25 protein-coding genes are annotated in these 21,696 nt (G+C 51.8%); 13 read left to right on the top strand and 12 right to left on the bottom strand.

What is annotated here, in order from left to right; all coding sequences use genetic code 11:
• Positions 1 to 118: 118 nt before the first annotated feature.
• The 3 genes from lpcA to DW350_RS07205 all read left to right on the top strand — a co-directional run bounded on the left by lpcA (position 119) and on the right by DW350_RS07205 (position 2,242).
• Positions 119 to 697, top strand: coding sequence for a D-sedoheptulose 7-phosphate isomerase (gene lpcA, locus DW350_RS07195; protein ID WP_115718211.1), 579 nt, complete (start codon positions 119 to 121; stop codon positions 695 to 697).
• Between the two features lie 158 nt (positions 698 to 855).
• Positions 856 to 1,437, top strand: a complete 582-nt coding sequence (locus DW350_RS07200; RefSeq protein WP_115718212.1) for a hypothetical protein — start codon at positions 856 to 858, stop codon at positions 1,435 to 1,437.
• Positions 1,438 to 1,459: 22 nt separating this feature from the next.
• The gene (locus DW350_RS07205) at positions 1,460 to 2,242 is read left to right on the top strand and encodes a class II glutamine amidotransferase (RefSeq protein WP_115718213.1); all 783 of its coding nucleotides are present in this window, start codon (positions 1,460 to 1,462) and stop codon (positions 2,240 to 2,242) included.
• Here DW350_RS07205 and DW350_RS07210 read toward each other — a convergent pair.
• Genes DW350_RS07210 through purM form a run of 3 tightly spaced genes read right to left on the bottom strand, consistent with a single transcriptional unit; the run spans position 2,226 to position 4,590 of the window.
• A complete protein-coding gene (locus DW350_RS07210) occupies positions 2,226 to 2,936 on the bottom strand; it encodes a DUF3108 domain-containing protein (RefSeq protein ID WP_115718214.1) in 711 nt (236 codons plus the stop codon). The genes DW350_RS07205 and DW350_RS07210 overlap by 17 nt on opposite strands.
• Positions 2,915 to 3,553 (bottom strand): phosphoribosylglycinamide formyltransferase, encoded by a 639-nt coding sequence (purN, locus tag DW350_RS07215; RefSeq protein WP_115718215.1) that lies wholly within the window; start codon positions 3,551 to 3,553, stop codon positions 2,915 to 2,917. The genes DW350_RS07210 and purN overlap by 22 nt, the downstream gene beginning before the upstream one ends.
• Positions 3,550 to 4,590 (bottom strand): phosphoribosylformylglycinamidine cyclo-ligase, encoded by a 1,041-nt coding sequence (gene purM / locus DW350_RS07220; RefSeq protein WP_115718216.1) that lies wholly within the window; start codon positions 4,588 to 4,590, stop codon positions 3,550 to 3,552. The genes purN and purM overlap by 4 nt, the downstream gene beginning before the upstream one ends.
• A 163-nt stretch (positions 4,591 to 4,753) precedes the next feature.
• Here purM and upp point away from each other — a divergent pair, with 163 nt between their 5' ends.
• The 3 genes from upp (at position 4,754) to hda (ending at position 7,346) form a co-directional block, all read left to right on the top strand.
• The gene (gene upp / locus DW350_RS07225) at positions 4,754 to 5,380 is read left to right on the top strand and encodes a uracil phosphoribosyltransferase (protein WP_115718217.1); all 627 of its coding nucleotides are present in this window, start codon (positions 4,754 to 4,756) and stop codon (positions 5,378 to 5,380) included.
• 235 nt (positions 5,381 to 5,615) lie between these two features.
• The gene (locus DW350_RS07230; RefSeq protein WP_192954847.1) at positions 5,616 to 6,644 is read left to right on the top strand and encodes a DUF2066 domain-containing protein; all 1,029 of its coding nucleotides are present in this window, start codon (positions 5,616 to 5,618) and stop codon (positions 6,642 to 6,644) included.
• Between the two features lie 9 nt (positions 6,645 to 6,653).
• Complete coding sequence (gene hda / locus DW350_RS07235; protein ID WP_115718219.1) at positions 6,654 to 7,346, top strand: DnaA inactivator Hda; 693 nt, start codon at positions 6,654 to 6,656, stop codon at positions 7,344 to 7,346.
• A gap of 34 nt (positions 7,347 to 7,380) precedes the next feature.
• Here hda and DW350_RS07240 read toward each other — a convergent pair whose 3' ends face one another.
• The 3 genes from DW350_RS07240 to DW350_RS07250 are packed head-to-tail and all read right to left on the bottom strand — an operon-like array spanning position 7,381 to position 9,771.
• A complete protein-coding gene (locus tag DW350_RS07240) occupies positions 7,381 to 7,923 on the bottom strand; it encodes an NAD(P)H-dependent oxidoreductase (protein WP_115718220.1) in 543 nt (180 codons plus the stop codon).
• Positions 7,920 to 8,261, bottom strand: a complete 342-nt coding sequence (gene arsC / locus DW350_RS07245) for an arsenate reductase (glutaredoxin) (protein WP_115718221.1) — start codon at positions 8,259 to 8,261, stop codon at positions 7,920 to 7,922. Before arsC ends, DW350_RS07240 begins: the two co-directional genes overlap by 4 nt.
• Positions 8,262 to 8,307: 46 nt before the next feature.
• Complete coding sequence (locus DW350_RS07250; RefSeq protein WP_115718222.1) at positions 8,308 to 9,771, bottom strand: M48 family metalloprotease; 1,464 nt, start codon at positions 9,769 to 9,771, stop codon at positions 8,308 to 8,310.
• A 258-nt stretch (positions 9,772 to 10,029) separates the two neighbouring features.
• Here DW350_RS07250 and DW350_RS07255 point away from each other — a divergent pair, with 258 nt between their 5' ends.
• Positions 10,030 to 11,103, top strand: a complete 1,074-nt coding sequence (locus tag DW350_RS07255) for an AI-2E family transporter (RefSeq protein ID WP_115718223.1) — start codon at positions 10,030 to 10,032, stop codon at positions 11,101 to 11,103.
• Between the two features lie 30 nt (positions 11,104 to 11,133).
• Here DW350_RS07255 and DW350_RS07260 read toward each other — a convergent pair whose 3' ends face one another.
• From DW350_RS07260 to ltaE, 3 genes are all read right to left on the bottom strand, one after another.
• Positions 11,134 to 12,645: a methyl-accepting chemotaxis protein gene (locus DW350_RS07260; RefSeq protein ID WP_115718224.1), complete on the bottom strand. Its 1,512-nt coding sequence runs from the start codon at positions 12,643 to 12,645 to the stop codon at positions 11,134 to 11,136.
• Positions 12,646 to 12,743: 98 nt separating this feature from the next.
• Positions 12,744 to 13,214, bottom strand: coding sequence for a GNAT family N-acetyltransferase (locus tag DW350_RS07265; RefSeq protein ID WP_115718225.1), 471 nt, complete (start codon positions 13,212 to 13,214; stop codon positions 12,744 to 12,746).
• Complete coding sequence (ltaE, locus tag DW350_RS07270; RefSeq protein WP_115718226.1) at positions 13,205 to 14,212, bottom strand: low-specificity L-threonine aldolase; 1,008 nt, start codon at positions 14,210 to 14,212, stop codon at positions 13,205 to 13,207. The genes DW350_RS07265 and ltaE overlap by 10 nt, the downstream gene beginning before the upstream one ends.
• A gap of 167 nt (positions 14,213 to 14,379) precedes the next feature.
• On the opposite strand from ltaE, the gene DW350_RS07275 reads away from it, so the two are divergent.
• Positions 14,380 to 16,233, top strand: coding sequence for an ABC transporter ATP-binding protein (locus DW350_RS07275; RefSeq protein ID WP_115718227.1), 1,854 nt, complete (start codon positions 14,380 to 14,382; stop codon positions 16,231 to 16,233).
• Positions 16,234 to 16,283: 50 nt separating this feature from the next.
• Here DW350_RS07275 and DW350_RS07280 read toward each other — a convergent pair whose 3' ends face one another.
• From DW350_RS07280 to DW350_RS07290, 3 genes are all read right to left on the bottom strand, one after another.
• Positions 16,284 to 16,784: a DUF2780 domain-containing protein gene (locus DW350_RS07280; protein WP_115718228.1), complete on the bottom strand. Its 501-nt coding sequence runs from the start codon at positions 16,782 to 16,784 to the stop codon at positions 16,284 to 16,286.
• Between the two features lie 116 nt (positions 16,785 to 16,900).
• Entirely contained in the window at positions 16,901 to 17,371 is a 471-nt protein-coding gene (gene bcp / locus DW350_RS07285) for a thioredoxin-dependent thiol peroxidase (protein WP_115720586.1), read from the bottom strand.
• Positions 17,372 to 17,379: 8 nt separating this feature from the next.
• The gene (locus DW350_RS07290) at positions 17,380 to 17,916 is read right to left on the bottom strand and encodes a glycine cleavage system transcriptional repressor (RefSeq protein WP_115718229.1); all 537 of its coding nucleotides are present in this window, start codon (positions 17,914 to 17,916) and stop codon (positions 17,380 to 17,382) included.
• A gap of 90 nt (positions 17,917 to 18,006) precedes the next feature.
• Between DW350_RS07290 and dapA the strand changes: the two genes are divergently transcribed.
• The 5 genes from dapA (at position 18,007) to DW350_RS07315 (ending at position 21,693) form a co-directional block, all read left to right on the top strand.
• On the top strand, positions 18,007 to 18,885 hold the full coding sequence (dapA, locus tag DW350_RS07295) for a 4-hydroxy-tetrahydrodipicolinate synthase (protein ID WP_115718230.1): 879 nt from the start codon (positions 18,007 to 18,009) through the stop codon (positions 18,883 to 18,885).
• A gap of 9 nt (positions 18,886 to 18,894) precedes the next feature.
• The gene (bamC, locus tag DW350_RS07300) at positions 18,895 to 19,995 is read left to right on the top strand and encodes an NlpB/DapX family lipoprotein (RefSeq protein ID WP_115718231.1); all 1,101 of its coding nucleotides are present in this window, start codon (positions 18,895 to 18,897) and stop codon (positions 19,993 to 19,995) included.
• 105 nt (positions 19,996 to 20,100) lie between these two features.
• Positions 20,101 to 20,814 carry a phosphoribosylaminoimidazolesuccinocarboxamide synthase gene (purC, locus tag DW350_RS07305; RefSeq protein ID WP_115718232.1) on the top strand — a complete coding sequence of 238 codons (714 nt, stop codon included), beginning with the start codon at positions 20,101 to 20,103 and terminating at the stop codon, positions 20,812 to 20,814.
• A gap of 117 nt (positions 20,815 to 20,931) precedes the next feature.
• Positions 20,932 to 21,315, top strand: a complete 384-nt coding sequence (locus DW350_RS07310; RefSeq protein WP_115718233.1) for a SpoIIAA family protein — start codon at positions 20,932 to 20,934, stop codon at positions 21,313 to 21,315.
• 27 nt (positions 21,316 to 21,342) lie between these two features.
• Positions 21,343 to 21,693 (top strand): hypothetical protein, encoded by a 351-nt coding sequence (locus DW350_RS07315; protein WP_115718234.1) that lies wholly within the window; start codon positions 21,343 to 21,345, stop codon positions 21,691 to 21,693.
• Positions 21,694 to 21,696: the final 3 nt, after the last annotated feature.

Raw genomic sequence — 21,696 nt, forward strand, 5'->3', positions numbered from 1 at the left:
GTCTGACCTCTGTGTTGTAGCCACTTTTTAACGGATACGTGGCAGTGAATCAAGAAGGATTTATTGATTATGGCTGGTTATACTGGTTTCCCCTTGGGACCACAGTGGAAGTTAGAGGATGGAATTAACAGAAATCGTACGAGAGCAGTTAGTTGAAGCTGCCGAAGTGCTTGCCAAATTTAGTCAGGATGAGACTCAGCTAGCCGCAGTAACCGCTGCTGCCGAGTTGCTGGCTACCCAATTTAAAGCTGGCGGGAAAGTGCTTTCCTGCGGTAACGGTGGGTCGCATTGTGATGCCATGCATTTTGCGGAAGAACTCACGGGGCGTTTCCGTGAAAACCGCGCCGGGTTACCCGCCATTGCGATTTCTGATCCAAGCCATTTATCCTGCGTGGGTAATGACTATGGCTATGAATATGTTTTTTCTCGCTATGTTGAAGCCGTCGGCCAACAAGGTGACGTGCTGTTTGGCCTGTCAACCTCCGGTAATTCTGGCAACATCATTAAAGCCGCAGAAGCGGCGAAAGCCAAAGGCATGAAAGTGATACTGCTGACGGGTAAAGATGGCGGCAAGCTGGCGGGTATGGCTGATGTTGAGGTGCGGGTTCCGCACTTTGGTTATGCCGACCGTATTCAAGAAATTCATATCAAGGTCATTCACTCCATTATTTTAATGGTCGAAAAATTAATGGCCTGATGTTGCCCTTTGCCTAGAAAACCAGCTGCGGCTGGTTTTTTTATGCCTAACGAGTGGCGACATTATCTTACTTTGCTTACAGAGATTTCCTCTTGGCTGCATTAGCTACAACTGAGATAGTTTCTTTTAGGAAAGCTATTGATTAACAGGATGTTAGTATGCGGTTTTGGATGATGTCGGCGCTGATAGTGATGCTATCAGGCTGTGCTGAGCCGACTCAAAAGACCATGTTGTGGGGGCAAGGCAGCCTTAGCAATCAACAGTCCCCAGCCCCAAGGCTGTTAATTGAGGTGCAATCAAGGCAAGGCGTTAATGACCCGGCGTTGTCGGCAGCGTTGCGCGATGCTGTTCGTCAGCAAGGTGTTGATGCGCTAAGCCACGCCGCTGTCGGGCATGACCCTCAAAGGCCAAATTCAATCACTAAAATGCGTGAGCTCCAAGCTCAGGCAGTGACCCACGTGCTGTTGGTTAAGCCGGTCGCGCAATGCCTTGCAGCTGATCCCAATGATATTTATCAGCAGAAATCCACGCCGCTGTGGGTGGCCTGGGCCGCGCCAAACAATACCTCAGAGCCGCTAGGGCGCCAGCATTGCTGGCAGTTAAGCCTTTATCAGCTGGCATCGGGCGACTTGGTTTGGACACGATACAGCCGCCAACCCCCAACGGTGCTAGCAGCCTGGTATCAGCAATATCATCAAGGCTCTGCGTCAGGGGCCAATTTTGATAAGCTTTCGCCCTAATAAAAGTAAAGAGAGCAAGGCGATGTGCGAGCTACTGGGGATGAGTGCCAATGTACCCACCGATATCTGTTTTAGTTTCTCTGGGCTTATTCGGCGGGGTGGCGCAACCGGGCCACACAAGGACGGCTGGGGTATTACCTTTTACGAAGGTAAAGGTTGCCGCACGTTTAAAGATCCCGAGCCCTCGCACCAGTCCCCCATTGCCGGTTTTCTGCGTGACTATCCCATTAAAAGCTGCAGCGTGGTTTCGCATATTCGCCAGGCAAACCGCGGGCGTGTCGGCCTTGAAAACACCCACCCTTTTACCCGCGAGCTGTGGGGCCGTAATTGGACCTATGCCCACAACGGCCAATTAAGCGGTTATCAGCAACTGAAAACGGGCAGCTCTATTCCGGTGGGTAGCACTGATTCGGAACTGGCGTTTTGCCATATTCTGCATCGCATTCGAGAGCGTTTTCCTGACGGGCCACCGGCAAAGCCGGCTACGTTGTGGCGCTTTATTGCCAAGGTGGCAACTGAGCTGAAGGCCTTGGGCGTGTTCAATATGTTGCTTACCGATGGGCGCTATTTAATGGCCTTTTGCAGCACCCAATTGCATTGGCTAACCCGGCGTGCCCCTTTTGGCGCGGCCAAGCTCATTGACGAAGACATGGAAGTGGATTTTAGCGCGGTTACGACACCTGATGATGTGGTCTCTGTGATTGCCACTCGGCCCCTTACTGCAGGCGAGGCCTGGACTGCCCTGGCGCCAGGGCAGTTCGTGGTTTTTAAACTCGGGGAGTTATTCCTTACTGGGCCGAAGTAGTTTGGCCCTTATCGTGATACTCGGATAACACCAGTTCCATTTGTTCAACGTTGTCTTTTGCCTGCCACAGTCGCACCAAGGCGTAGTGCAGTTTGGGTGCTAGCCAAAAAAGGGTATGGCGGCTGGAGTTTTTACCGCGCACCCGTTCAACCCGCAATGTATCAACAGCGCCATATGGCGTGGTAATGCGCTCTTCGCCCACCACCTTGAAATGATAGTGTTTGATTTTTAAATCTTTGACGATGTCGTAACTGACATCCTTTTTGCCAGCGGCTAAGTCCATTGCCAGTTGCTGTTGATAGGTAAGGGGGTCGTAAGCGGGGCCTTTTAAGGTCAGGCTGTTTTTATCACTTTTTACCGTGTTGCCATCGAAGGTCATTTTTTCCTTCTCGTCAGGCCCGGTACCGGTGCGCTTAAAGTCGTAGCTGGCAGGATTGATATGTTGGTTTTCAACCTGGAAGGTAGAGCTTTCTTCACGCTGGTCGGTGAAGATTAACCAACTCAAATCAGAGGCATTATGCAAGGTGTAGAGGTCGCCTGCTTTCGTCAGGCTACGTGTGCCTACACCCAGGGCCTTACCTTTACGCATAATTTTATAGGTTGCTTCGTAGGGCGTGAGCGCCGATGAAGCAAAAGCTGGCAGCGAAGCTGTCGCTGCCAGTGTCAAGCTAATCAGTGTGTTACGTAGCCACATGCCGGTAAAACCTGTCCATCAAGCCAAGCCTTACCTTCGCCCATTTGCAATCTGCCGTCAACGAACCAACTGCAAACCAGTGGATAAAGTTGATGCTCTTGCTGATGGATTTTTTCAGCCAGGCTGTCGGCATCGTCACCGTCTGCAATGCTCACTTTCGCTTGTGCTATCACCGGGCCGCCATCAAGCTCGGCAGTAACAAAATGCACTGACACACCGTGTTCTTTATCACCGGCGTCCAATGCCCGCTGATGGGTATGGAGGCCTTTATATTTTGGCAACAATGAAGGGTGAATATTCAGTAGCCGTCCTTCAAAAGCGCTGACAAAGACCGGGGTCAGAATGCGCATAAAGCCCGCCAGTACCACCAAGTCGGCGGCAAAGTCGTTAACAGCGCTAACGAGTGCAGCGTCGTAACTTTCTCTGTCGCCGTAGTCTTTGTGGCTCAGCACCCGTGTGGCAATGCCGGCGTTTTCGGCGCGGGTTAACCCATAGGCATTGGCTTTATTTGAGATAACACCAACGACCCGGCCGTTGATGCTACCTTGGCTGCAAGCATCCATAATCGCCTGCAGGTTACTGCCGCTGCCTGAGATCAGTACAACGATGTTTTTCAATGGATCTCTACCGCTTTATCGCCGTCAGCGCGGTTGGCAATGGTACCGATGTGCCAAGGTTTTTCACCTTGTTCACTAAGCACTGCCAGGGCTTCTTCTAACTGCGAGTGGGGTACCACGAGCACCATGCCGACACCGCAGTTAAAGGTGCGGTACATTTCTTCGCGGGTAACGTTGCCTTCTTCTTTAAGCCAGTTAAATACCGCCGGCCATTGCCAAGAGGCTTCGTTAACTACCGCTTTGGCATTTTGTGGCAGTACGCGGGGAATGTTTTCCCAAAAACCGCCGCCGGTAATGTGAGAAAGCGCTTTAACACGTACTTTGCGAAGCAACTCAAGCACCGGTTTCACGTAAATGCGGGTAGGTTCTAGCAGCAGGTCGCTAAGCGGCTTGCCGTCAACAACGGTATCTGCCGTTGCACCGGCAACTTCGATAATTTTACGAACCAACGAATAGCCATTGGAATGGGGGCCGGAGGAGGGCAGCGCAATAATTGCGTCACCTTCATTAACACCGGAACCATCGATGATTTTTGATTTTTCGACTACGCCGACACAAAAGCCTGCCAGGTCGTAATCTTCACCTTCATACATACCGGGCATTTCGGCGGTTTCGCCACCAATCAGGGCGCAGCCTGATTGTTCGCAGCCGTTACCGATACCGGTTACCACTTGTGCGGCAACGTCGACATCCAGCTTGCCAGTAGCATAGTAATCGAGGAAGAACAGCGGTTCAGCACCTTGAACAATGAGGTCATTAACGCACATTGCAACCAAGTCGACACCAACGCCATCATGGCGTTTCCAATCCAGTGCCAAACGCAGTTTGGTACCCACACCATCGGTACCGGCAACCAAAACGGGCTCTTGGTAGCCAGCGGGAATTTGACACAGGGCACCAAAACCACCCAGGCCTCCCATCACTTCAGAGCGGCTGGTACGGCGAGCCACTCCCTTGATCCGTTCTACCAGGGCGTTACCTGCATCAATGTCTACACCGGCGTCTTTATAGGACAGGGACGTGCGTTTTTCGCTCATCGTCTTCCTCTAGGGGATGTTGGGGGTTTTTGGGCGGGGCGTATTGTAGCCGGGCCGAGCCTAAGTTGAAACGTTTTCCTGTCGGCTTTTTCCGTTGTTCCTTGTTATAGGTAAAGGTAAAATCGATGGGTTTTGAGCCAGCAAAATGAAAAGGAAGCGCCTTATGAAGATCTGTGAAGTCAAACATCCCCTGGTCAAGCACAAGCTAGGGCTAATGCGTGCCGCCGATGTCAGCACCAAGCGCTTTCGCGAATTAGCCTCCGAGGTGGGGAGTTTGCTGACCTATGAAGCAACAAAGGATTTTGAGCTGGAAACCGTTACCATTGACGGTTGGAACGGCCCGGTTGCTATTGAACAGATCAAAGGCAAAAAAGTCACGGTAGTGCCAATACTGCGTGCCGGTCTTGGCATGATGGACGGTGTTATGGAGCTTATTCCCTCGGCGCGGGTATCGGTTGTTGGCATGTACCGCAACGAAGAAACCTTGGAACCGGTGCCGTATTTTGAAAAGCTCTGTGGCGATTTAGACGAGCGCGTTGCCCTGGTTGTTGACCCGATGCTGGCAACTGGCGGTTCCATGGTGGCAACCTTGAACTTATTAAAGTCGCGCGGCTGTAAGCAATTTAAGGTATTGGTGCTGGTTGCCGCCCCAGAAGGCATTAAAGCCCTAGAAAAAGCACACCCTGATGTAGAGCTCTACACTGCGGCTATCGATGAATGCCTTAATGAAAATGGCTATATCATCCCGGGGTTGGGGGATGCAGGTGATAAAATCTTTGGCACCAAATAAGGCGCTAGCGACAAGGTAATACCAATGCGGGAAGCGTAGGGTGCTTGATAAGTGCCTAACGTGGTGACAGTGCCACTTTTTAGTGATGGGACAGCCCCATATTGATAAAAGGTAGCGGCAGGTCAGGTTTGATAGATGTTTTTGCTGAACGGGATATTACCCACCACAGCGCCTTCATCTTGAGTCGTAACCGCGCTACCCCTATGATCGGGCACAATGTGGCATGGAGAACACCATGAAAGCCTATGTTTTTGTTTGTCTGGCACTTTTTTGTAGTCAGGTGTTAGCGGTACCGGTCAGTGAGTTGTACCGTAGCCAAGTTTCGATATCTAGCCAGACCGATGCCGCCCGTGATGCGGCACTCAAAGATGCGATGGCACAAACGCTGGTGCGTGTAACCGGTTCCAGCAGTGCCGCCACGTCGCCCCAGCTTGCTGACTTATTGTCTAATCCCTCTCCTTATTTGTTGTCATACCGTTATGAGCAGGGGCCTGATGGCCTTGAGCTTTATGCCGCCTTTGACCAGCACTTATTAGAGCAGGCCATTTGGCAACGTGGTTTTGGTGTTTGGGGCAGCGAAAGACCAACCACATTACTGTGGCTGGCGGTGCAGCAAGATGGTCAGCGCGATGTGGTTGCCGACTCTTCCTTTCCTGAGCTGGCCAAAGCGGCCACAGATGAAGGCAAGGTGCGGGGTCTGCCGGTGATGCTGCCTCTTTGGGATTTAGACGACAAAACCAAATTGGATGCACTGGATGTTTGGGGCAAATTTGAAGAGCCCATCGCCGATGCGTCTAGTCGTTACCATGCTGAGCAATTTGTTATGGCCAGAGTCAGTCCCAGTGGCCAGGGCTTTGAGGCGTCATGGCAACTCGATGGCGTGCAAAATCTCAGTGGTGATGTGCAAGCAGACAATGCCGCTGACGCGATTAAAGCCTTGGTTGATGATGTGGCTGACAAGTTGTCGGGCACCCTGGCGGTTAAAGGCCAACTGGCCGAGCAACGTAACCAGCTTACCTTAACCGGTGTCAGTAGTGCGGCCGACTATTTAAAAGCCTTAGACGAATTACAAAAGCTGCCGGTAGTAGCTGACGCCGAAATTGTTGGCGTGCAGCAAGGTGCCGTTACCTTTAGCCTGCAGCTGCGGGGTGACCAAACACAATTGGCGCAGGCGTTGAGCCTTAGCCATCATTTTGCCGCTCAGCCAGATGGTGCTATTGGTAGCCCGACCAGCGTGCCGCAATATCAGTATGTCGATCGCTAAGGACAGGTTTTGCAGCTACCTCTTGCCGTACAACTGCCAGATGACGAAACCTTCGTCAGTTTCTACCCCGGCGACAATGCCCAGGTCGTAGCCGCCGTTAAAGGTGCGGCCAGGGCAGAAGGAAAGCGCGTACTTTATCTGTGGGGCAAGGGCATGAGTGGCCGCAGCCATTTATTGCACTCAGCCTGCGCGCTAGCCTCCGAACGTGGGGCGGCTGCCGCTTACCTGCCATTAAAATCCCGTGAGCAAATGGCACCAGCCATGCTGGAAGGCATGGAAAAACTGGCATTGGTGTGTATTGACGATGTTGGCGCCATTGCCGGTGACGATGCCTGGGAGCGGCAGGTGTTTGACTTATACAACCGCACCCTTGAGACCCGGGATGGAGCGCATCTGATCATTACCGCCGAGGCGCCGCCGCAGCAGCTTGGCTTGGTGCTGCCTGACCTCATTTCCCGGTTAGACTGGGGGGTGACTTACCAACTGCAACCGTTGGACGATGAGGGCAAGTTAGCCGCCCTGCAATTGCGGGCCGGATTGCGTGGTTTTATGTTGCCTGACGATGTGGGGCGCTTTTTACTCAACCGCTTGTCTCGCGATATGCGCTCTTTGTTTGAAGCGCTAGATGCCCTGGATACGGCCTCCATTGCTGCGCAGCGAAAGCTCACCATTCCATTTGTGAAGCAGACCCTGGAATTATAAAAGGCCCGCAGTTGCGGGCCTTTTTAGTCTCTGATTATTTGGCCAATGCTTGGGCGATATGGCCAAGCCGGCGGCCCATGGCAAGGCATAACGCCTTTTCATCACTGCTTATTGTTTGGTGTTCTGCCCAGTGGCTGGGGCCATAAGGCGTACCGCCGGTTTGGGTGCTGTGAAGCGCAGGTTCGGTGTAGGGCAAACCAAGCAACATCATGCCGTGATGCAGCAATGGCACCATCATCGCCAATAAGGTGCTTTCGTGGCCGCCGTGCAAACTGGCGGCAGAGGTAAAGACACAAGCCGGTTTGTCCACTAAGCTGCCAGCCAGCCACTGCGGGGCGGTTTCATCCCAAAACGCTTTCATTGGCGCGGCCATGCCGCCAAAGCGGGTGGGGCTGCCCAGCGCCAGTGCGCAGGCTTGCGTCAACTCCTGCTCCGTGACTTTGGGGTCGTCCTCGCCATCAATGATGGTACGCAGCCAGCTCTCGGCACCGGTTTCCTCTACTCCTCTGGCAATCAGTCTTGCCATCTGCCTGGTTGCTCCGGTTTTGCTGTAGTAGAGCACCAGAACGGCGGTCATAGGATCTCCAATACCTGCTCTGGCGGGCGGCCTAGGCGCGCTTTGTCACCATTGACCAAAATAGGGCGCTCAATGAGTTTGGGGTACTTGGCCATAGCCGCAATGAGTTCGCCTTCATCGGTGACCTTAGCCAGCTCCAACGTCTTGTAAACCTCTTCTTTGGTGCGCATCAATTGGCGAGCAGAGTCAAAACCGAGCTTTTTAATAAGCGCCTTAATGGCGTTGGCATCGGGGGTTTCTTCCAAGTACAAGACTATCTCTGGAGACTGGCCGTTTTCTTCCAGTAGCGCCAGGGTCTGGCGCGACTTAGAACATCGGGGGTTATGGTAAAGCTGCATGAAAACTCCTTGGTAAACAGGCCCGTTAATGGGCCTGCTGCTATTGCTATCGGCCATTTTGCAAGGCTTTAAAACGCGCTTCTTTGGCACGAAGTTGGGCGATGCGCCCTTCGATACGGCGCTGCTCAATGACATTGTCGCTCAGGTCTTGGTAAGCCTTGTTGAAATGATTAATGGCCATGTTAAAGGCGCCATAGTAAGCCATTTTTTCTGCTTGCCATTCTTCGCGCTCGCCAGTGTTTTTCACCAGCTGCTGGGCCTGGATCATCAAATCCATGGCTAAGGGGTCATTTTTGTGCACATAAAGGTACGGCTCGAGCACTTTAATGGCCTCTTCACCGTTTTTGGCATGAACCCAGGCATTGGCTAAATTGAGCGCAACTACCGGGCTATTGGGGCGAATGCCCGCTTCAGGCGCCAAATACTTGGCCGCTTCAGTGCCCCTGTTCAAACCGTTGAGGGCATCAACCTTTAAGACTTTGTAATAGAGGCTGTTCGGGTGTGCTTTTATCAGCTTTTCAGCAATGTCTAGAGCCGTTTGGTAATCATCTTGCATCAGAGCAACTTGGCCTAAGCCGTAGTGTACCGCCTGCTCAAATACATACTGGTGGTGCTTGAGTTCATATTCGAGTTGCGGTTTGACTTTGTCTGGAGACTCTTCGTATTGGGTTCGAAGCAGCATTTTTACCAGCTCAAAGTCTAACGACGGTTTGCGCTGCACTGGTGGCAGCTGCATTGCCCTGGCCCGCGCTTGGCTGACCCGGGTTTGTGACAAGGGGTGGTCCTGCAAAAAGGCCGGGGGCTGGCTGACGTAACGGTATTGCACCATCAGCTTTTCAAAAAAATCGGCCATGGCGGTAGGGTCAAACCCGGAGCGATAAAGCACCCCAAAGCCCACACGGTCGGCTTCAGCTTCATTGGCACGGGTGTAGTTGATGTTAAATTGCTGGCTGGCCGCCATGGATGCCGAAAGGCCCGCCATACCCAATTCGGGGTTGGCTATGCCCACTAAAATAGAGCCGACAATACTGGCGATTGTCAGTGGCATACTCTTTTCACTGTGTTCCATTTTGCGCGCAAGGTGGCGCTGGGTAACGTGGGAGATTTCGTGGGACATTACCGCTGCGAGTTCATCCTGGTCGTCAGCCTCGGTAATGATTTTGGTAAACAGCGCCACATGGCCGCCAAAATAGGCAAAAGCGTTTAATTCATCCGCTCTGATAACAGTAAAATCAAAGGGATAGTTAACGCCGTAAGCGTGAGACACCAGCCGGTGGCCCAGCGCTTCAATATATTCGGTCACTAAGGGGTCGTGCACCATGGGGGCTTGGGCGCGTAGCTGATAGGTGTAAAGTTCCCCCAGCAGCTCTTCCTTTTCTAAACTCAGTGCCGCAAGACCTGCTGTGCCAATTTCGGGCAGATCGTATTGATCATATTGACCTGCTTGACTGGCCATAGGGCCGAACAAGCTCAGGCTAACAAGAGCGGCGATGATTCCTTTATGCTTCATTCATTTGACTCGCTATGGCGGGCCTACACAACATACCAACTGGACCACAAAAAGTCCTGTTTGTTTCCTGCCGTTACTAAACGCATAATGGCAGCAATTCAAACTGCCCGGGCGGCGCGATAAACGGTGACAGGAATAGGTTGACCGCCCGTCGCGGTGTCGCGTTGTTGGTGGTATGTTTCCCCGCTGTTTTTTTCATGTTTCCCTCAACCAAGCCATGCCAAGCTTAACCGTTGAGTTCATTTTTCAGGAGATGCTGTGAAATCCTTAGTCCTTGATTGGTTTCGCCGCCGATTTTCTGACCCTAATGCCATCACCTTGTTCCTGCTGTTGGTGTTTGGCTTCTTGGCTATTTATATGCTGGGTAATGTTATGGCGCCGCTGCTGGTGGCACTAGTACTTGCCTACTTATTGGAATGGCCCGTTCAAAAATTAGTGGACTTTAAAATGAGCCGCACCTTGGCCACCATAGTGGTGATGCTGCTCTTTATTGGTCTTTGTTTGTTGGTCATGCTGTTTCTCGTGCCAACACTTTGGACGCAAACATCTAATTTAGTTAAAGAAATGCCCAACATGCTTGACCATGTCCGGCATTTTGTACTCGAACTACCCAACCGCTATCCCAGCCTGGTGCACCCTCAGCAGGTGCAAACCCTGGTCGATGAATCGCAAAAAACCATGCTCAATTGGGCGCAAACAGCCCTGGGTTTTACCGTGGGGTCCTTGGGCAATGTGGTGGCAATATTGATTTACCTGATTTTGGTGCCACTGCTGATGTTCTTTTTGTTAAAAGACAAGCAGAGCCTCATTGCCGGTTTGCAGCGTTTTATGCCAAGAAACCGCAAGTTAGCGCAGCAGGTTTGGCATGAAATGAACGTGCAAATCGTCAATTACATTCGCGGCAAGGTGCTTGAAATTATCGTGGTTGGGGTGGCCAGCTACATTACGTTTGCCATTTTTGGGCTGCGTTACTCGGTGCTGCTTGGCCTAGGTGTTGGCTTGTCGGTACTTATTCCTTACATCGGCGCGGTGGTGGTTACTATTCCGGTGGCACTCGTGGCGGCTTTCCAATGGGGGCTTGATAGTACCTTTGTTTACTTGATGGTTGCTTACGGTGTTATCCAAGCCCTTGATGGCAACGTATTGGTACCTATTCTTTTCTCGGAAGCGGTAAATTTACACCCCATTTTTATTATTCTGGCGGTGCTGTTTTTTGGCGGTATTTGGGGGTTTTGGGGCGTCTTCTTTGCCATTCCTTTGGCGACGTTAGTCAAGGCGGTACTCAATGCCTGGCCCATTGCCGATGAGCCTGAAGAGACAGCTAACGCTTAAATAAAAAAGGCCGCTAAGCGGCCTTTTTTATTAGCTAGCAACGGGCAAATAGAGCATCCCCAGCTGCTTGTCCATACTTTGTTCTTGGCGATTGATACGAAGGGTGAGTTCTTCCAGCTGCTGTATTGCTGCCAGAATTTGCTGCTGGCGGGTACGCATCTCGGAAGCTGACTTCGCCATCTCTCTGGCCACTTGGTGTTGCTGCTGAGTGGCGGCGGCAACTTGGGTGATGTGATTACTGCCCAAATCCAACGTGTTCTGGCTTTGAGCAATGCGTTCGGCAACCGCTTCAGCGGCTTCGGCGCTGCTATTGGCCCTGTCTTCACAGGTCTTCATGGCACCGACTGCAGAGGCTACTTTGCGTTGCAAACGGTTGATAAAGTCGCCAATTTCCCCGGTAGATTTTTGTGTTTGTGCAGCTAAGGCCCTGACTTCATCAGCAACAACCGCAAAACCTCGGCCCGAATCACCGGCCCGCGCCGCTTCGATGGCGGCGTTAAGTGCCAGTAAGTTGGTTTTGTCGGCTATCTCGGCAATCACATCTAATACCTTACTGATAGCATTACTGGCCTGGTTTACATCGCCTAACAGCTCTGCGGTTTCGCCAATTTGCTGGCGCATTTCAATGCTGGCATTGGCTGACACTTCGGTGGCCGATTTGGCTTGATGTTGCTGGTCAACGGCTTCTGAAACAAAGTGCTGGGCTTGCTCGGCGCTGCCGGCAACTTCGTTGGCGGAGGCAGACATTTGCTCAATGGCTGATGCCAGTTCATGAAGCACTTTGCTACTTACTTCGCTGTCGTCACTGATGGATTCGGTTTGCCGTAACAAGTCTTTATTCAGAACTCCCAAGGCTTCTTTTTCGCGGCGCAAGGAATAGCCAAGGCCAACCAGTGAGGTTAAAAATTCATTAAAGCGTGTCAGCACCGCAGTCAGTGGCGGCACTTTCACATCGAGGTTAATGACGCCATTGGTACCGGTCATGGCTTGGCTGGTTTCGGTTAACAGATCGCCCTGAATATGCTCTTGCCGTGATTGCAGGGCAACGGTGATGAGCACGCCGGTTTCAACAACGACATAGGCAGCGTGAATGCTCACCACAAACCAATGGTCTTCCATGCTTCTGAATAACCACACCGGGTAACCGGACATTTGCAGGTAACAAAATAAGAAATGATGAACGGCAATGGTGCCGGCACCACTGATGAGGGTCCAAATCTGACGATAGACCGCCAAAATAGCCAGCATCACAAAAACCCCAAAATGGATTTCAATCATGCCGTGCGCTAAATGAATTTGCAGTGCCACCATCGCCATTTGTAAGGCAGCCATTAAAGGCCCACTTAACAGACTGCTGGCCAAAGTTAGCCGAACTGCAGCGGCCAAAATCAGCAGAATAAAACCAATGATCAGTCCTTGATTCCACATTCCATACCAGCTGGCCAGGTAAAGGCTAAATAAAAAGCCGATACCCATAACACCCAGCATCAGGCTGTTTGCCTGTACCAGCCTGGCAGCCATAAGAGATTGCTTGTTAGACATTGCTACCTCCTCGTCAGTAATGCAGATACCGAAAATGGGATGTGAATAATATGTAAAGAAAAAAGAAATGGAAGTTTTTTGTGCAAAAAACACCCAAATTAATCTAGGTGTTTATCCATTGACCAATTTTCCAGAACTTCACCCATTCTCTGTACCTGATTTTTCGATAGCGTGCGGAACCCTTGCTTGAGAAAAAACGGTTTAGCCAGCTTGGACGCATCGACAGTCAGCAGCTTTAATCCCTGACGGCGGGCAACGGTTTCAAGTTGGCTATAAATGGCTTGGGCAACTCCACAACGCTGGTGGTCAGGATGAGTATAGGCAAGTCCAATCTCGCCGGTGGGAGATAAGCTCATAAAGCCGACTACGTTGCCGTCTTGTTCGGCAACAAAAGGGTGCAGCAGATCGAGGCGCAGCTGCCATAAATCGAAATCGATAGGGCGGGGAGCCCAGGCATTGAGTTGGTGGCGGGTATAAGGCCCCAATGCCGAAAGGTGGACACTGTCGTAGAACAGTGACGCTAAGGTTTTAGCGTCACATGGGCTGTAGTTTCTAACCGTTAATGACACCGGTAAAAATCCGTGATGGCGGTGGCTAGCGCTTTTACTTCACTGCTTGTCACCCCTAAGTGCGTTACAAAGCGAATGGGGTTGCCGGCGTTAATCAAAATGCCTTTACCTTGCAGGAAGGTTTTAAGCTCGCTGGCTAAGCCGCGGCTACATTGGGCATAAACAATGTTGGTGGGGGTTTCGGTTATCGCTAAGGCAGAAACCGGTTGTAGCAGTTCTGCAAGCAGGTGGGCATTGTCGTGGTCTTCTTGCAAACGGGCGGGCATTTTATCCAAGGCAATGTGAGCGGCTGCGGCAATAATGCCGGCTTGGCGCATGCCGCCACCGACCATTTTTCGAAGACGTCTGGCTTTAGCGATAAAGGCTTTATCGCCCATGAGTAGTGAGCCAATAGGTGCGCCTAACCCTTTCGACAAGCAAACGCTGACTGAGTCGTAATGCTGAGTAATGGCGCGTACATCGACGCCGCTAGCCACGGCAGCATTAAAAATGCGGGCGCCATCAAGGTGTAATTTCAGGCCGCGGGCCTTACAAAGTGCTGAGGCCTGCGCCTGATAATCCAGGCTCAATACCCGGCCGCCAATGGTATTTTCAAGGGATAGCAAACGGGTTTGGGCAAAATGAAAATCGTCGGCTTTAATGGCCGCTTCGATGGCATCTAACGGTAAAGAGCCGTCGATGGCATTGGTTATCGGTTGAGGCTGCACGCTGCCTAACACCGCAGCGCCACCCGCCTCGTACTTGTAGTTATGGGCCTGTTGGCCACAAATGTATTCCTGGCCGCGCTCACAGTGGCTCATCAGTGCCAGTAAGTTTGCTTGGGTGCCTGAACTGGTAAAAAGTGCAGCTTCAAACCCTAGGCGATCACAGGCAAAAGCTTCTAAGGCATTGACGGTGGGGTCATCACCATAGACATCGTCGCCAACCGGCGCTTGTGCCATGGCCAAGCGCATTTCTTCGCTGGGTTGGGTTACGGTGTCGCTGCGAAAATCAATCATTTCATCCTTCCTGGCTGCGGGCAGTGGCTTGGTTATATCGCAAGGGCAAGGCGGATGCACTGCCCATTATGCAAATTTGCTGACAAGGTTGTTGCGGCGGCAAAGATCGCCCCTGCCAGTTTGACAGTGTATCCTTGGCGCCAGTTTATTTGCTGTTATGAGGTTGTATGTTTGGCTGGTTTGAAAAACGCCTAAACCCATTGCCAAAAGACGAACCACAGATGCCACCTCAAACCTTGGTGGCGTTTTGTCTGTACTTTACCAAAGGGGCCTGGCGCTTTTTAGCGCTGGTTGCGCTAATGACCGCGCTAGTGGCCATCTCTGAAGTCTGGCTGGTGGGTTTTATGGGCCATATCGTCGACTGGTTGTCGGCCCAGAACCGCGAGACCTTTTTGAAAGACGAAGGCCTCAAGTTAGCCGCTATAGCGGGGCTGGTAGTGGTGGTAATGCCGGTGCTGGTGGCGCTCCATGCCATGGTGAATTACCAAACCCTGATGGGTAATTTCCCGATGCGGGTCCGTTGGCTGGTGCATCGCTATTTACTGCGCCAGTCACTGACTTATTACCAAGACGAATTCGCCGGTAGAGTTGCCACTAAGGTAATGCAAACGTCGCTTGCGGTGCGCGAGTGCGTGATGAAGCTGTTGGACGTGCTCAATTACGTGGTGGTGTATTTTCTTGGCGCGGTGGTCATAGTGGCAACCTCGGATTGGCGTTTAGCGTTACCCTTGGCGGTGTGGCTGCTGTGTTATGTCTTTATGCTGCGTTATTTCGTGCCAAGACTGTCCAAGGTGTCTGCCATCCAAGCCGATGCGCGTTCAGTGATGACCGGGCGTATTGTTGACAGCTATACCAATATTCAAACCGTTAAGTTGTTTTCCCATGCCCGGCGCGAAGCTGACTACGCCGAGGAGGGCATGCGTGGCTTTGTGAAAACGGTTTATAGCCAGATGCGTTTGGTCACGCGTTTAAATATCAGCCTTTATATCCTCAATGTGTTGCTGCTTTGTGCGGTGGCAACCGTAGCCCTTTGGCTATGGCTGCAAGCCATGGTGTCGGTTGGCGCTGTGGCGATTGCCCTTAGCTTGGTGCTGCGTCTTTGGGGGATGTCACAATGGATCATGTGGGAAGTCTCGGCGCTTTTTGAAAACATTGGCACAGTACAAGACGGTATTAGTTCTATTTCAGTGCCAAGGTTGGTGGAAGACAAAGCCGATGCTAAACCATTGGCCGTCACCGACGGTGGCATTCGTTTTGAAGACATCGGTTTTCACTACGGCAAGCAAAGTGGCGTGATTGACAAACTTAACCTCAGCATTAAAGCCGGTGAAAAGGTTGGGCTAATTGGCCGCTCTGGCGCAGGTAAGTCGACACTGGTGAATTTGTTGCTGCGCTTTTATGACCTGGAAAGTGGCCGCATTACTATTGATGGCCAAGACATCAGTGCGGTGACGCAAGACAGCCTGCGCGCTGCGATTGGTATGGTGACCCAAGACACCTCACTGCTGCACCGTTCAGTGCGTGACAACATCCTCTATGGTCGCCCGGATGCTACCGAGCAAATGATGATAGACGCTGCCCACAAGGCCGAAACCGACACCTTTATTGCTGACCTAACTGACGCTCAGGGCCGCACCGGCTTTGATGCCCATGTGGGTGAGCGCGGCGTGAAGCTTTCCGGCGGTCAGCGCCAGCGTATTGCCATTGCCAGGGTCATGCTAAAAGATGCACCGATTTTGATTTTGGATGAGGCAACCTCAGCGCTCGACTCCGAAGTGGAAGCGGCTATTCAGGAAAACCTCTACCGGCTTATGGCGGGTAAAACGGTGATTGCCATTGCCCACCGTCTATCCACTATTGCCGCCATGGACAAATTGGTGGTGATGGATAAAGGGGCGGTGGTGGAAGTGGGCACCCATGAGGAACTGCTGGCTAAAGGCGGTATTTATGCCCAGCTTTGGCAGCGCCAGTCGGGTGGCTTTTTGGACGCCAGTGACGATGAATCAGAAAAGCGGGCCTAGTTCGGCCCCCTTGATTAAGGTAATGAAAAGCCGCCCCTGGGCGGCTTTTTTTATTGGCTCAGTAAGGCGCTTTTAAGGCTTTGCATCAGTTGAGTGCCGCCTTTGGCTTGCACGTAGCTTAAAATCGTTGGCAGAAAACGGCGCACCATGTCGGAATCCATGCCTAGCGACTCAAAATCGCCGGTCAGGTCTTCAATGCCGTCGTTATCGCCCAGCATCGAAGTGGCTTTACCTAACAGGCTGGAAGTGCCGCCGTCTTGCTGGTCGGAGTCAACTTGAGAGGCCGAAGGGGCGGCGCTCAGCAGTGAAGACATATTGGGAATAATGCCGCTGAGTTTAGAAAAATCAACGGTGCTCATTTTCTCTTTCGCCAGTGCCATGATGGCGCCTGCGCCACCGGTTGCCTGATCTTTAGAGACCCCGAGTTGTGAAACCAAAGAAGAAATTAAATCGCCCTGCTGCGTCTGGGAACTGGCTAGTTTACTGAGATCATAAGCGTGAGCAGGCAAGGTACTGGCGGCTAAAACGGCCGCAACAAGAAGCACTTTCATCTTTTCTCCTAGGGGCGACGGGTGACGCCCGGTAAGTCGCTCCTGGCAAATTTTGCCAAAAATCTATTTGCCCCAGGCAACGCCCAATAAAAAAGGTGCCATCGGCACCTTTTTTATTAACCGTTTTCAGCAAGCCAGTCGAGCACCACTTGATGGTGATCACTGGTTTTGAACTTGTCGAAACGGTGGCGGACCTTGCCATCGGGCCCCACTAGAAAGCTTAGGCGGTGAATACCGTCGAATTCGCGACCCATGAATTTTTTCAGGCCCCAGACACCAAAGGCTTCCGCTACCTGATGGTCTTCATCCGACAGCAATTTGAAATTGAGACTTTGTTTTTGTTCAAAGTTTTTTAGTCTTTTTACCGGGTCGGGGCTAATACCCAGCACCGTTACGCCTTTGGCGTTGAGCTCACCTAAGGTATCTCTTAGGCCACAAGCTTGTACTGTGCAGCCAGGGGTGCTGGCTTTGGGGTAGAAATACACCAGCACTTGCTGGCCTGAAAAATCACTGAGTTTGACACTGTTGCCGTCTTGGTCGGCCAGGGTAAAGTCGGGTGCTTTATCACCCGCGCTTAGGGGATTGATAGACATCATCACTCCTTGTGGCGAATTTCAGTCAAAGGGGTCAGGTGAGAAAGCTGGATGTCCAACTCTGCGTTCTGACACAATGGCGCCAGCGATGACTCAAAGTCGGCCAATTTGGCGCCGTCTGGCAAGTTGATACGCACCGTCATGTGTAATTGTTCACCCACAGTGCTGGTAGACAATGACGAAATATCCACTTGTTGTTCGGCCATAAATTGGGTGAGCTGGGAAATAACGCCAGGCCTGTCGTGGGTGATGGCAACCAGCTCCAAACGGTGGGCATACTGCTTGGCTTGGTGCTGACCGGTGCGCTTCATCATGGTTAGCAGGTTATGGTCTCTTGCCATCACTGGCAATTGGCTTTCCAGGCGAGCCACAGCATTCCAGTCACCGCTAACCAGTAGGATAAGAGAAAATTCGTTACCTAATATAGCCATGCGACTGTCAACAATATTGCAGTTGCATTGACTGGCCGTCTTGACCAGTTCGTTGACGATGCCTGGCCTGTCTTCACCGACAGCGGTAACCACCAGAAATTGGCTCATTCATTGTCCTTTCAAAGCGTTAACAGCTGGCTTGTGTTGCGTAATCGGCAAAAGTACCATACCAAGCCAACGAGAAAACAGGAGCATAACATGTTCAGCGGTAGCATCGTCGCTCTGGTCACGCCAATGACCATTGAAGGCGCAGTGGATTTTGATGCCCTTAAGTCCCTGGTTAAATGGCATATAGAGCAGGGAACGCAAGGCATTGTTGCCGTTGGGACCACCGGGGAATCAGCGACGCTGGAAACCGATGAGCACCTGGCAGTGGTTAAAGCCGTCTGTGAAGCGGCCAACGGGCGTATTCATGTTATCGCCGGTAATGGCGGCAGCGCCACCCATAAGGTAGTGGCGCTCACCGAAGCGCTGGATGCCTTGCCTATTGATGGCTTCCTTACCGCCACCCCGGCTTATAACAAGCCGACTCAGCAGGGGCTGATCGCCCATTTTAAAGCGGTAGCCAAGGCGACAGATAAGCCCATCGTTCTATACAATGTTCCCGGCCGTACCGCCGTGGACATGAAACCGCAAACTGTTGCAGTTCTGAGTGAACTTAACAACATAGTGGGTATCAAAGAGGCCACGGGTGACTTGGTACGCTTAGCGGATTTGCAAGCACAGGTACAACCTGGCTTTGCATTGCTGTCCGGTGATGATGCCACTAGCCGCGCCTTTATGCTGGCTGGCGGCCATGGCGTAATTAGCGTTACCGCCAACGTGGCGCCCAAAGCCATGCGCACCCTTTGTGACCAAGCATTGGCCGGGCACGGTGCCGATGCTTTGGCAACAGATGGCCTTATTCAAGGGCTGCACCGCTCTTTGTTTATTGAAGCCAACCCAACGCCTGCAAAGTGGGCCCTCAAACGGATGGGGGTTCTGGCAACTGACAACTTACGACTTCCGCTTGTTCCCCTGACTCAGGCCGGGCAGGCGAGTGTTGAGGCCGATCTGAAAATCGCTGGCCTTATTTGAGGTATTTGGATGACCACCATAAGAAAAACGACTCTGGCGCTGGCTGTTATTGCTGTTGCAGGTTGTAGCTCCACTGTAGACCGCCGTAATCCTGACGGCAGCTTTGATTATGCAAAGGTAAAATTAAACGCGCCGCTGCAAGTGCCAGCGGGCCTGCAAGCCCCTAAGGGCGCTAGCAAATATGATATTCCAACCATCAAGGACCCGAATGCACCTGTTGCTAAAGCCGTTGATATTCGGGCTCCTAGCTTGGTGTTGACCGTGGTTGACGGTTCTCGTATTTCGGAAGACGAGGCGGGTGCCAAGGTTGAAATTGATGCCCGTGAAGACCAGAACGATGTGGTTTCTATCATTCACCAGCGTCTGGACCAGTGGCTTAAAGACAAGAAAATCCCCGTTCAAAGCCGCACCGATAAAAGCATCGAAACCGGCTGGTTTGTACCCCACGATATGAAAGGGCAAATTCAGTACGCTGATGACTTCCCGGTTAAACGCCGTTTTAAAATCACCGTCGACGCCCCTGATCACGCCCGCAGTGCTGAAGTTCATGTCAGCAGCATCGGCGCCCAAAAGGTGTCAGGTGCTGATGAGGCCAACCTGACCATTGGCAGCGGCGAACGGGCCTCTGTGGCCGTGCTTAACGACTGGCTTGGCTATTACGCAGGCCTTGATAAACACAAAGCCAAAGTTGTGGCATTGGCCAAGTACCGACCCATTGCCGTTACTATGGGCACAAACAATTCTGGCCTGACCGCTTATAAGCTTGATGCTGACTTTGAGCGTGCCTGGGGCCGTGTACCGATGGTACTGGCGCATTTGGGCTTTGAAATCAAAGATATCGATAAGAGCTTGGGTACGTACTATGTAAGCTACAGCGGTAACCCGGAGCATTCGTTCTGGGGTAGTCTGTTTAGCAGTGATGACCATAAAGATCTGAATATTAAGCACAGCAAATATCAGGTGCAGCTGGGCGAAGTTGGCGATCACACCACCTCGATGACGATCACCGACAGCGACGGCCAACCCATTGCTGATGACAAGTACAAAGAAATCTTTACACCTTTCACACAGCTAATGGGCGATAGCGGTCTTAAAGAGATCAAGAAATAGCGCTGACAAGCTCGATGGAGAGGATTACAATACGCGGGCCGCTAAAGAGCGGCCTTCTTTTTTCGCCCAAGCGCAAACGTTTTCAGCAATCGGAGTCCTCATAGGATGGAAAAACGCCAAGAGCTTTACCGTGGCAAAGCCAAATCTGTTTATACCACGGACAATCCTGACTACCTGGTCCTGCATTTTCGCAACGACACTTCAGCATTCGACGGCCAACGGGTAGAACAGCTGGCGCGCAAGGGCATGGTGAACAACAAGTTCAACCATTTCATCATGGAAAAACTGGAAGCCGCCGGTGTTCCCACGCAGATGGAAGAGCTGCTAGCCGACGACGAAGTGCTGGTTAAAAAGCTGGACATGATCCCGGTAGAGTGCGTTATTCGTAACTACGCCGCCGGCTCTCTGGTGCGCCGTCTGGGCGTGGAAGAGGGCAAAAAGCTGGCACCTCAAACCTTTGAACTGTTCTTAAAGAACGATGCGCTGCACGACCCAATGGTTAACGACAGCCTTTGTGAAGCCTTTGGCTGGGCCACCAGTGACCAACTGGCTGAGATGAAAGCGCTGACCTACAAGGTTAACGAGGTGCTGTCTAAGCTGTTTGATGACGCTGGCATGTTGTTGGTGGACTTCAAATTGGAATTTGGTGTTTTCAAAGGCCAGATTGTTCTTGGTGACGAGTTTAGCCCTGACGGCTGCCGTATTTGGGATAAAGAAACCAAGAAAAAACTCGATAAAGACCGTTTCCGCCAAGGCCTTGGCGGTGTGGTAGAAGCTTATGAAGAAGTGGCTGCCCGACTGGGTTTGAAACTCGACTAAGTCTATTTTGTTTTATAAAAGCCCGGCCTTGTGCCGGGTTTTTTTATGGGTGGCGCTTGTTATCGATTTGACCCAAAATGCTTTTTACTGGCGCGTTGTCCCTGCTAAGGAGTTTGTATGGGAAGCTTAAGACACGGTATGTCCATTGGCGTAGAGCGAACAGGTGATCAGTTTTTTCTTATCTTACGAGCCCAAGGTACGCTTACCCATCGGGACTATGAAGTCATAACCCCGTTGCTTGAAAAGGCACTGAGCGGCGTTGAAACGCCGCATATTAATGCCCTGGTGGACATGACGCTGCTTCGAGGTTGGGAATTACACGCCGCCTGGGACGATTTTCAGCTAGGGCTTAAACACGGCCAAGCCTTCGATAAAATTGCGCTGGTGGGCAATAAAGTCTGGCAACAACTTGCGGCCAAAGTGGGCGATTGGTTTATTAGCGGCAATATCCAGTATTTCGAGGACGAAACCGAAGCGCTAGGTTGGCTGCTGGAAGGATAGCTGTAACGCGGCATTAGGGAGTACGGCATGACACGCGGATCCTGGATAGGTGTTTTTATTGCGGCGGCCATCGTGGCTGCGTATTTTCTTGCCATGTATTTTTCTCCCCGGTTAAGCCTTTATAACCAGTCATCCCATGTTATAGAAAAAGCGGAAGTCAACTTGCCCCAAGGGCACCTTGATTTTGGGCAAATTAAAGCCGGCGCTAATAACAGCCTTTATTACAAACTTGACCAAGACGAAGGGCAGTACCAGTATCGGCTGCAGCTGGATAATGGCGACGTTATACAAGGCAGTTGTGGGCGGGTAAGCAAAGGCGAGCTAGCCAAAAGAGCCCGTATCAGCCTTGATGCCAATGGTGTTGTTTACTGCCAATAAGGG

Source organism: Gallaecimonas mangrovi (assembly GCF_003367375.1).
Lineage (GTDB): Bacteria > Pseudomonadota > Gammaproteobacteria > Enterobacterales > Gallaecimonadaceae > Gallaecimonas > Gallaecimonas mangrovi.

Bases quoted from the DNA above. Each gene is read 5' to 3' on its own strand.
- lpcA (WP_115718211.1), top strand. From the start codon at position 119: ATGGAATTAACAGAAATCGTACGAGAGCAGTTAGTTGAAGCTGCCGAA.
- DW350_RS07200 (WP_115718212.1), top strand. From the start codon at position 856: ATGCGGTTTTGGATGATGTCGGCGCTGATAGTGATGCTATCAGGCTGT.
- DW350_RS07205 (WP_115718213.1), top strand. From the start codon at position 1,460: ATGTGCGAGCTACTGGGGATGAGTGCCAATGTACCCACCGATATCTGT.
- DW350_RS07210 (WP_115718214.1), bottom strand. From the start codon at position 2,936: ATGTGGCTACGTAACACACTGATTAGCTTGACACTGGCAGCGACAGCT.
- purM (WP_115718216.1), bottom strand. From the start codon at position 4,590: ATGAGCGAAAAACGCACGTCCCTGTCCTATAAAGACGCCGGTGTAGAC.
- upp (WP_115718217.1), top strand. From the start codon at position 4,754: ATGAAGATCTGTGAAGTCAAACATCCCCTGGTCAAGCACAAGCTAGGG.
- DW350_RS07230 (WP_192954847.1), top strand. From the start codon at position 5,616: ATGAAAGCCTATGTTTTTGTTTGTCTGGCACTTTTTTGTAGTCAGGTG.
- DW350_RS07240 (WP_115718220.1), bottom strand. From the start codon at position 7,923: ATGACCGCCGTTCTGGTGCTCTACTACAGCAAAACCGGAGCAACCAGG.
- arsC (WP_115718221.1), bottom strand. From the start codon at position 8,261: ATGCAGCTTTACCATAACCCCCGATGTTCTAAGTCGCGCCAGACCCTG.
- DW350_RS07250 (WP_115718222.1), bottom strand. From the start codon at position 9,771: ATGAAGCATAAAGGAATCATCGCCGCTCTTGTTAGCCTGAGCTTGTTC.
- DW350_RS07260 (WP_115718224.1), bottom strand. From the start codon at position 12,645: ATGTCTAACAAGCAATCTCTTATGGCTGCCAGGCTGGTACAGGCAAAC.
- ltaE (WP_115718226.1), bottom strand. From the start codon at position 14,212: ATGATTGATTTTCGCAGCGACACCGTAACCCAACCCAGCGAAGAAATG.
- DW350_RS07275 (WP_115718227.1), top strand. From the start codon at position 14,380: ATGTTTGGCTGGTTTGAAAAACGCCTAAACCCATTGCCAAAAGACGAA.
- DW350_RS07280 (WP_115718228.1), bottom strand. From the start codon at position 16,784: ATGAAAGTGCTTCTTGTTGCGGCCGTTTTAGCCGCCAGTACCTTGCCT.
- DW350_RS07290 (WP_115718229.1), bottom strand. From the start codon at position 17,916: ATGAGCCAATTTCTGGTGGTTACCGCTGTCGGTGAAGACAGGCCAGGC.
- dapA (WP_115718230.1), top strand. From the start codon at position 18,007: ATGTTCAGCGGTAGCATCGTCGCTCTGGTCACGCCAATGACCATTGAA.
- bamC (WP_115718231.1), top strand. From the start codon at position 18,895: ATGACCACCATAAGAAAAACGACTCTGGCGCTGGCTGTTATTGCTGTT.
- purC (WP_115718232.1), top strand. From the start codon at position 20,101: ATGGAAAAACGCCAAGAGCTTTACCGTGGCAAAGCCAAATCTGTTTAT.
- DW350_RS07310 (WP_115718233.1), top strand. From the start codon at position 20,932: ATGGGAAGCTTAAGACACGGTATGTCCATTGGCGTAGAGCGAACAGGT.
- DW350_RS07315 (WP_115718234.1), top strand. From the start codon at position 21,343: ATGACACGCGGATCCTGGATAGGTGTTTTTATTGCGGCGGCCATCGTG.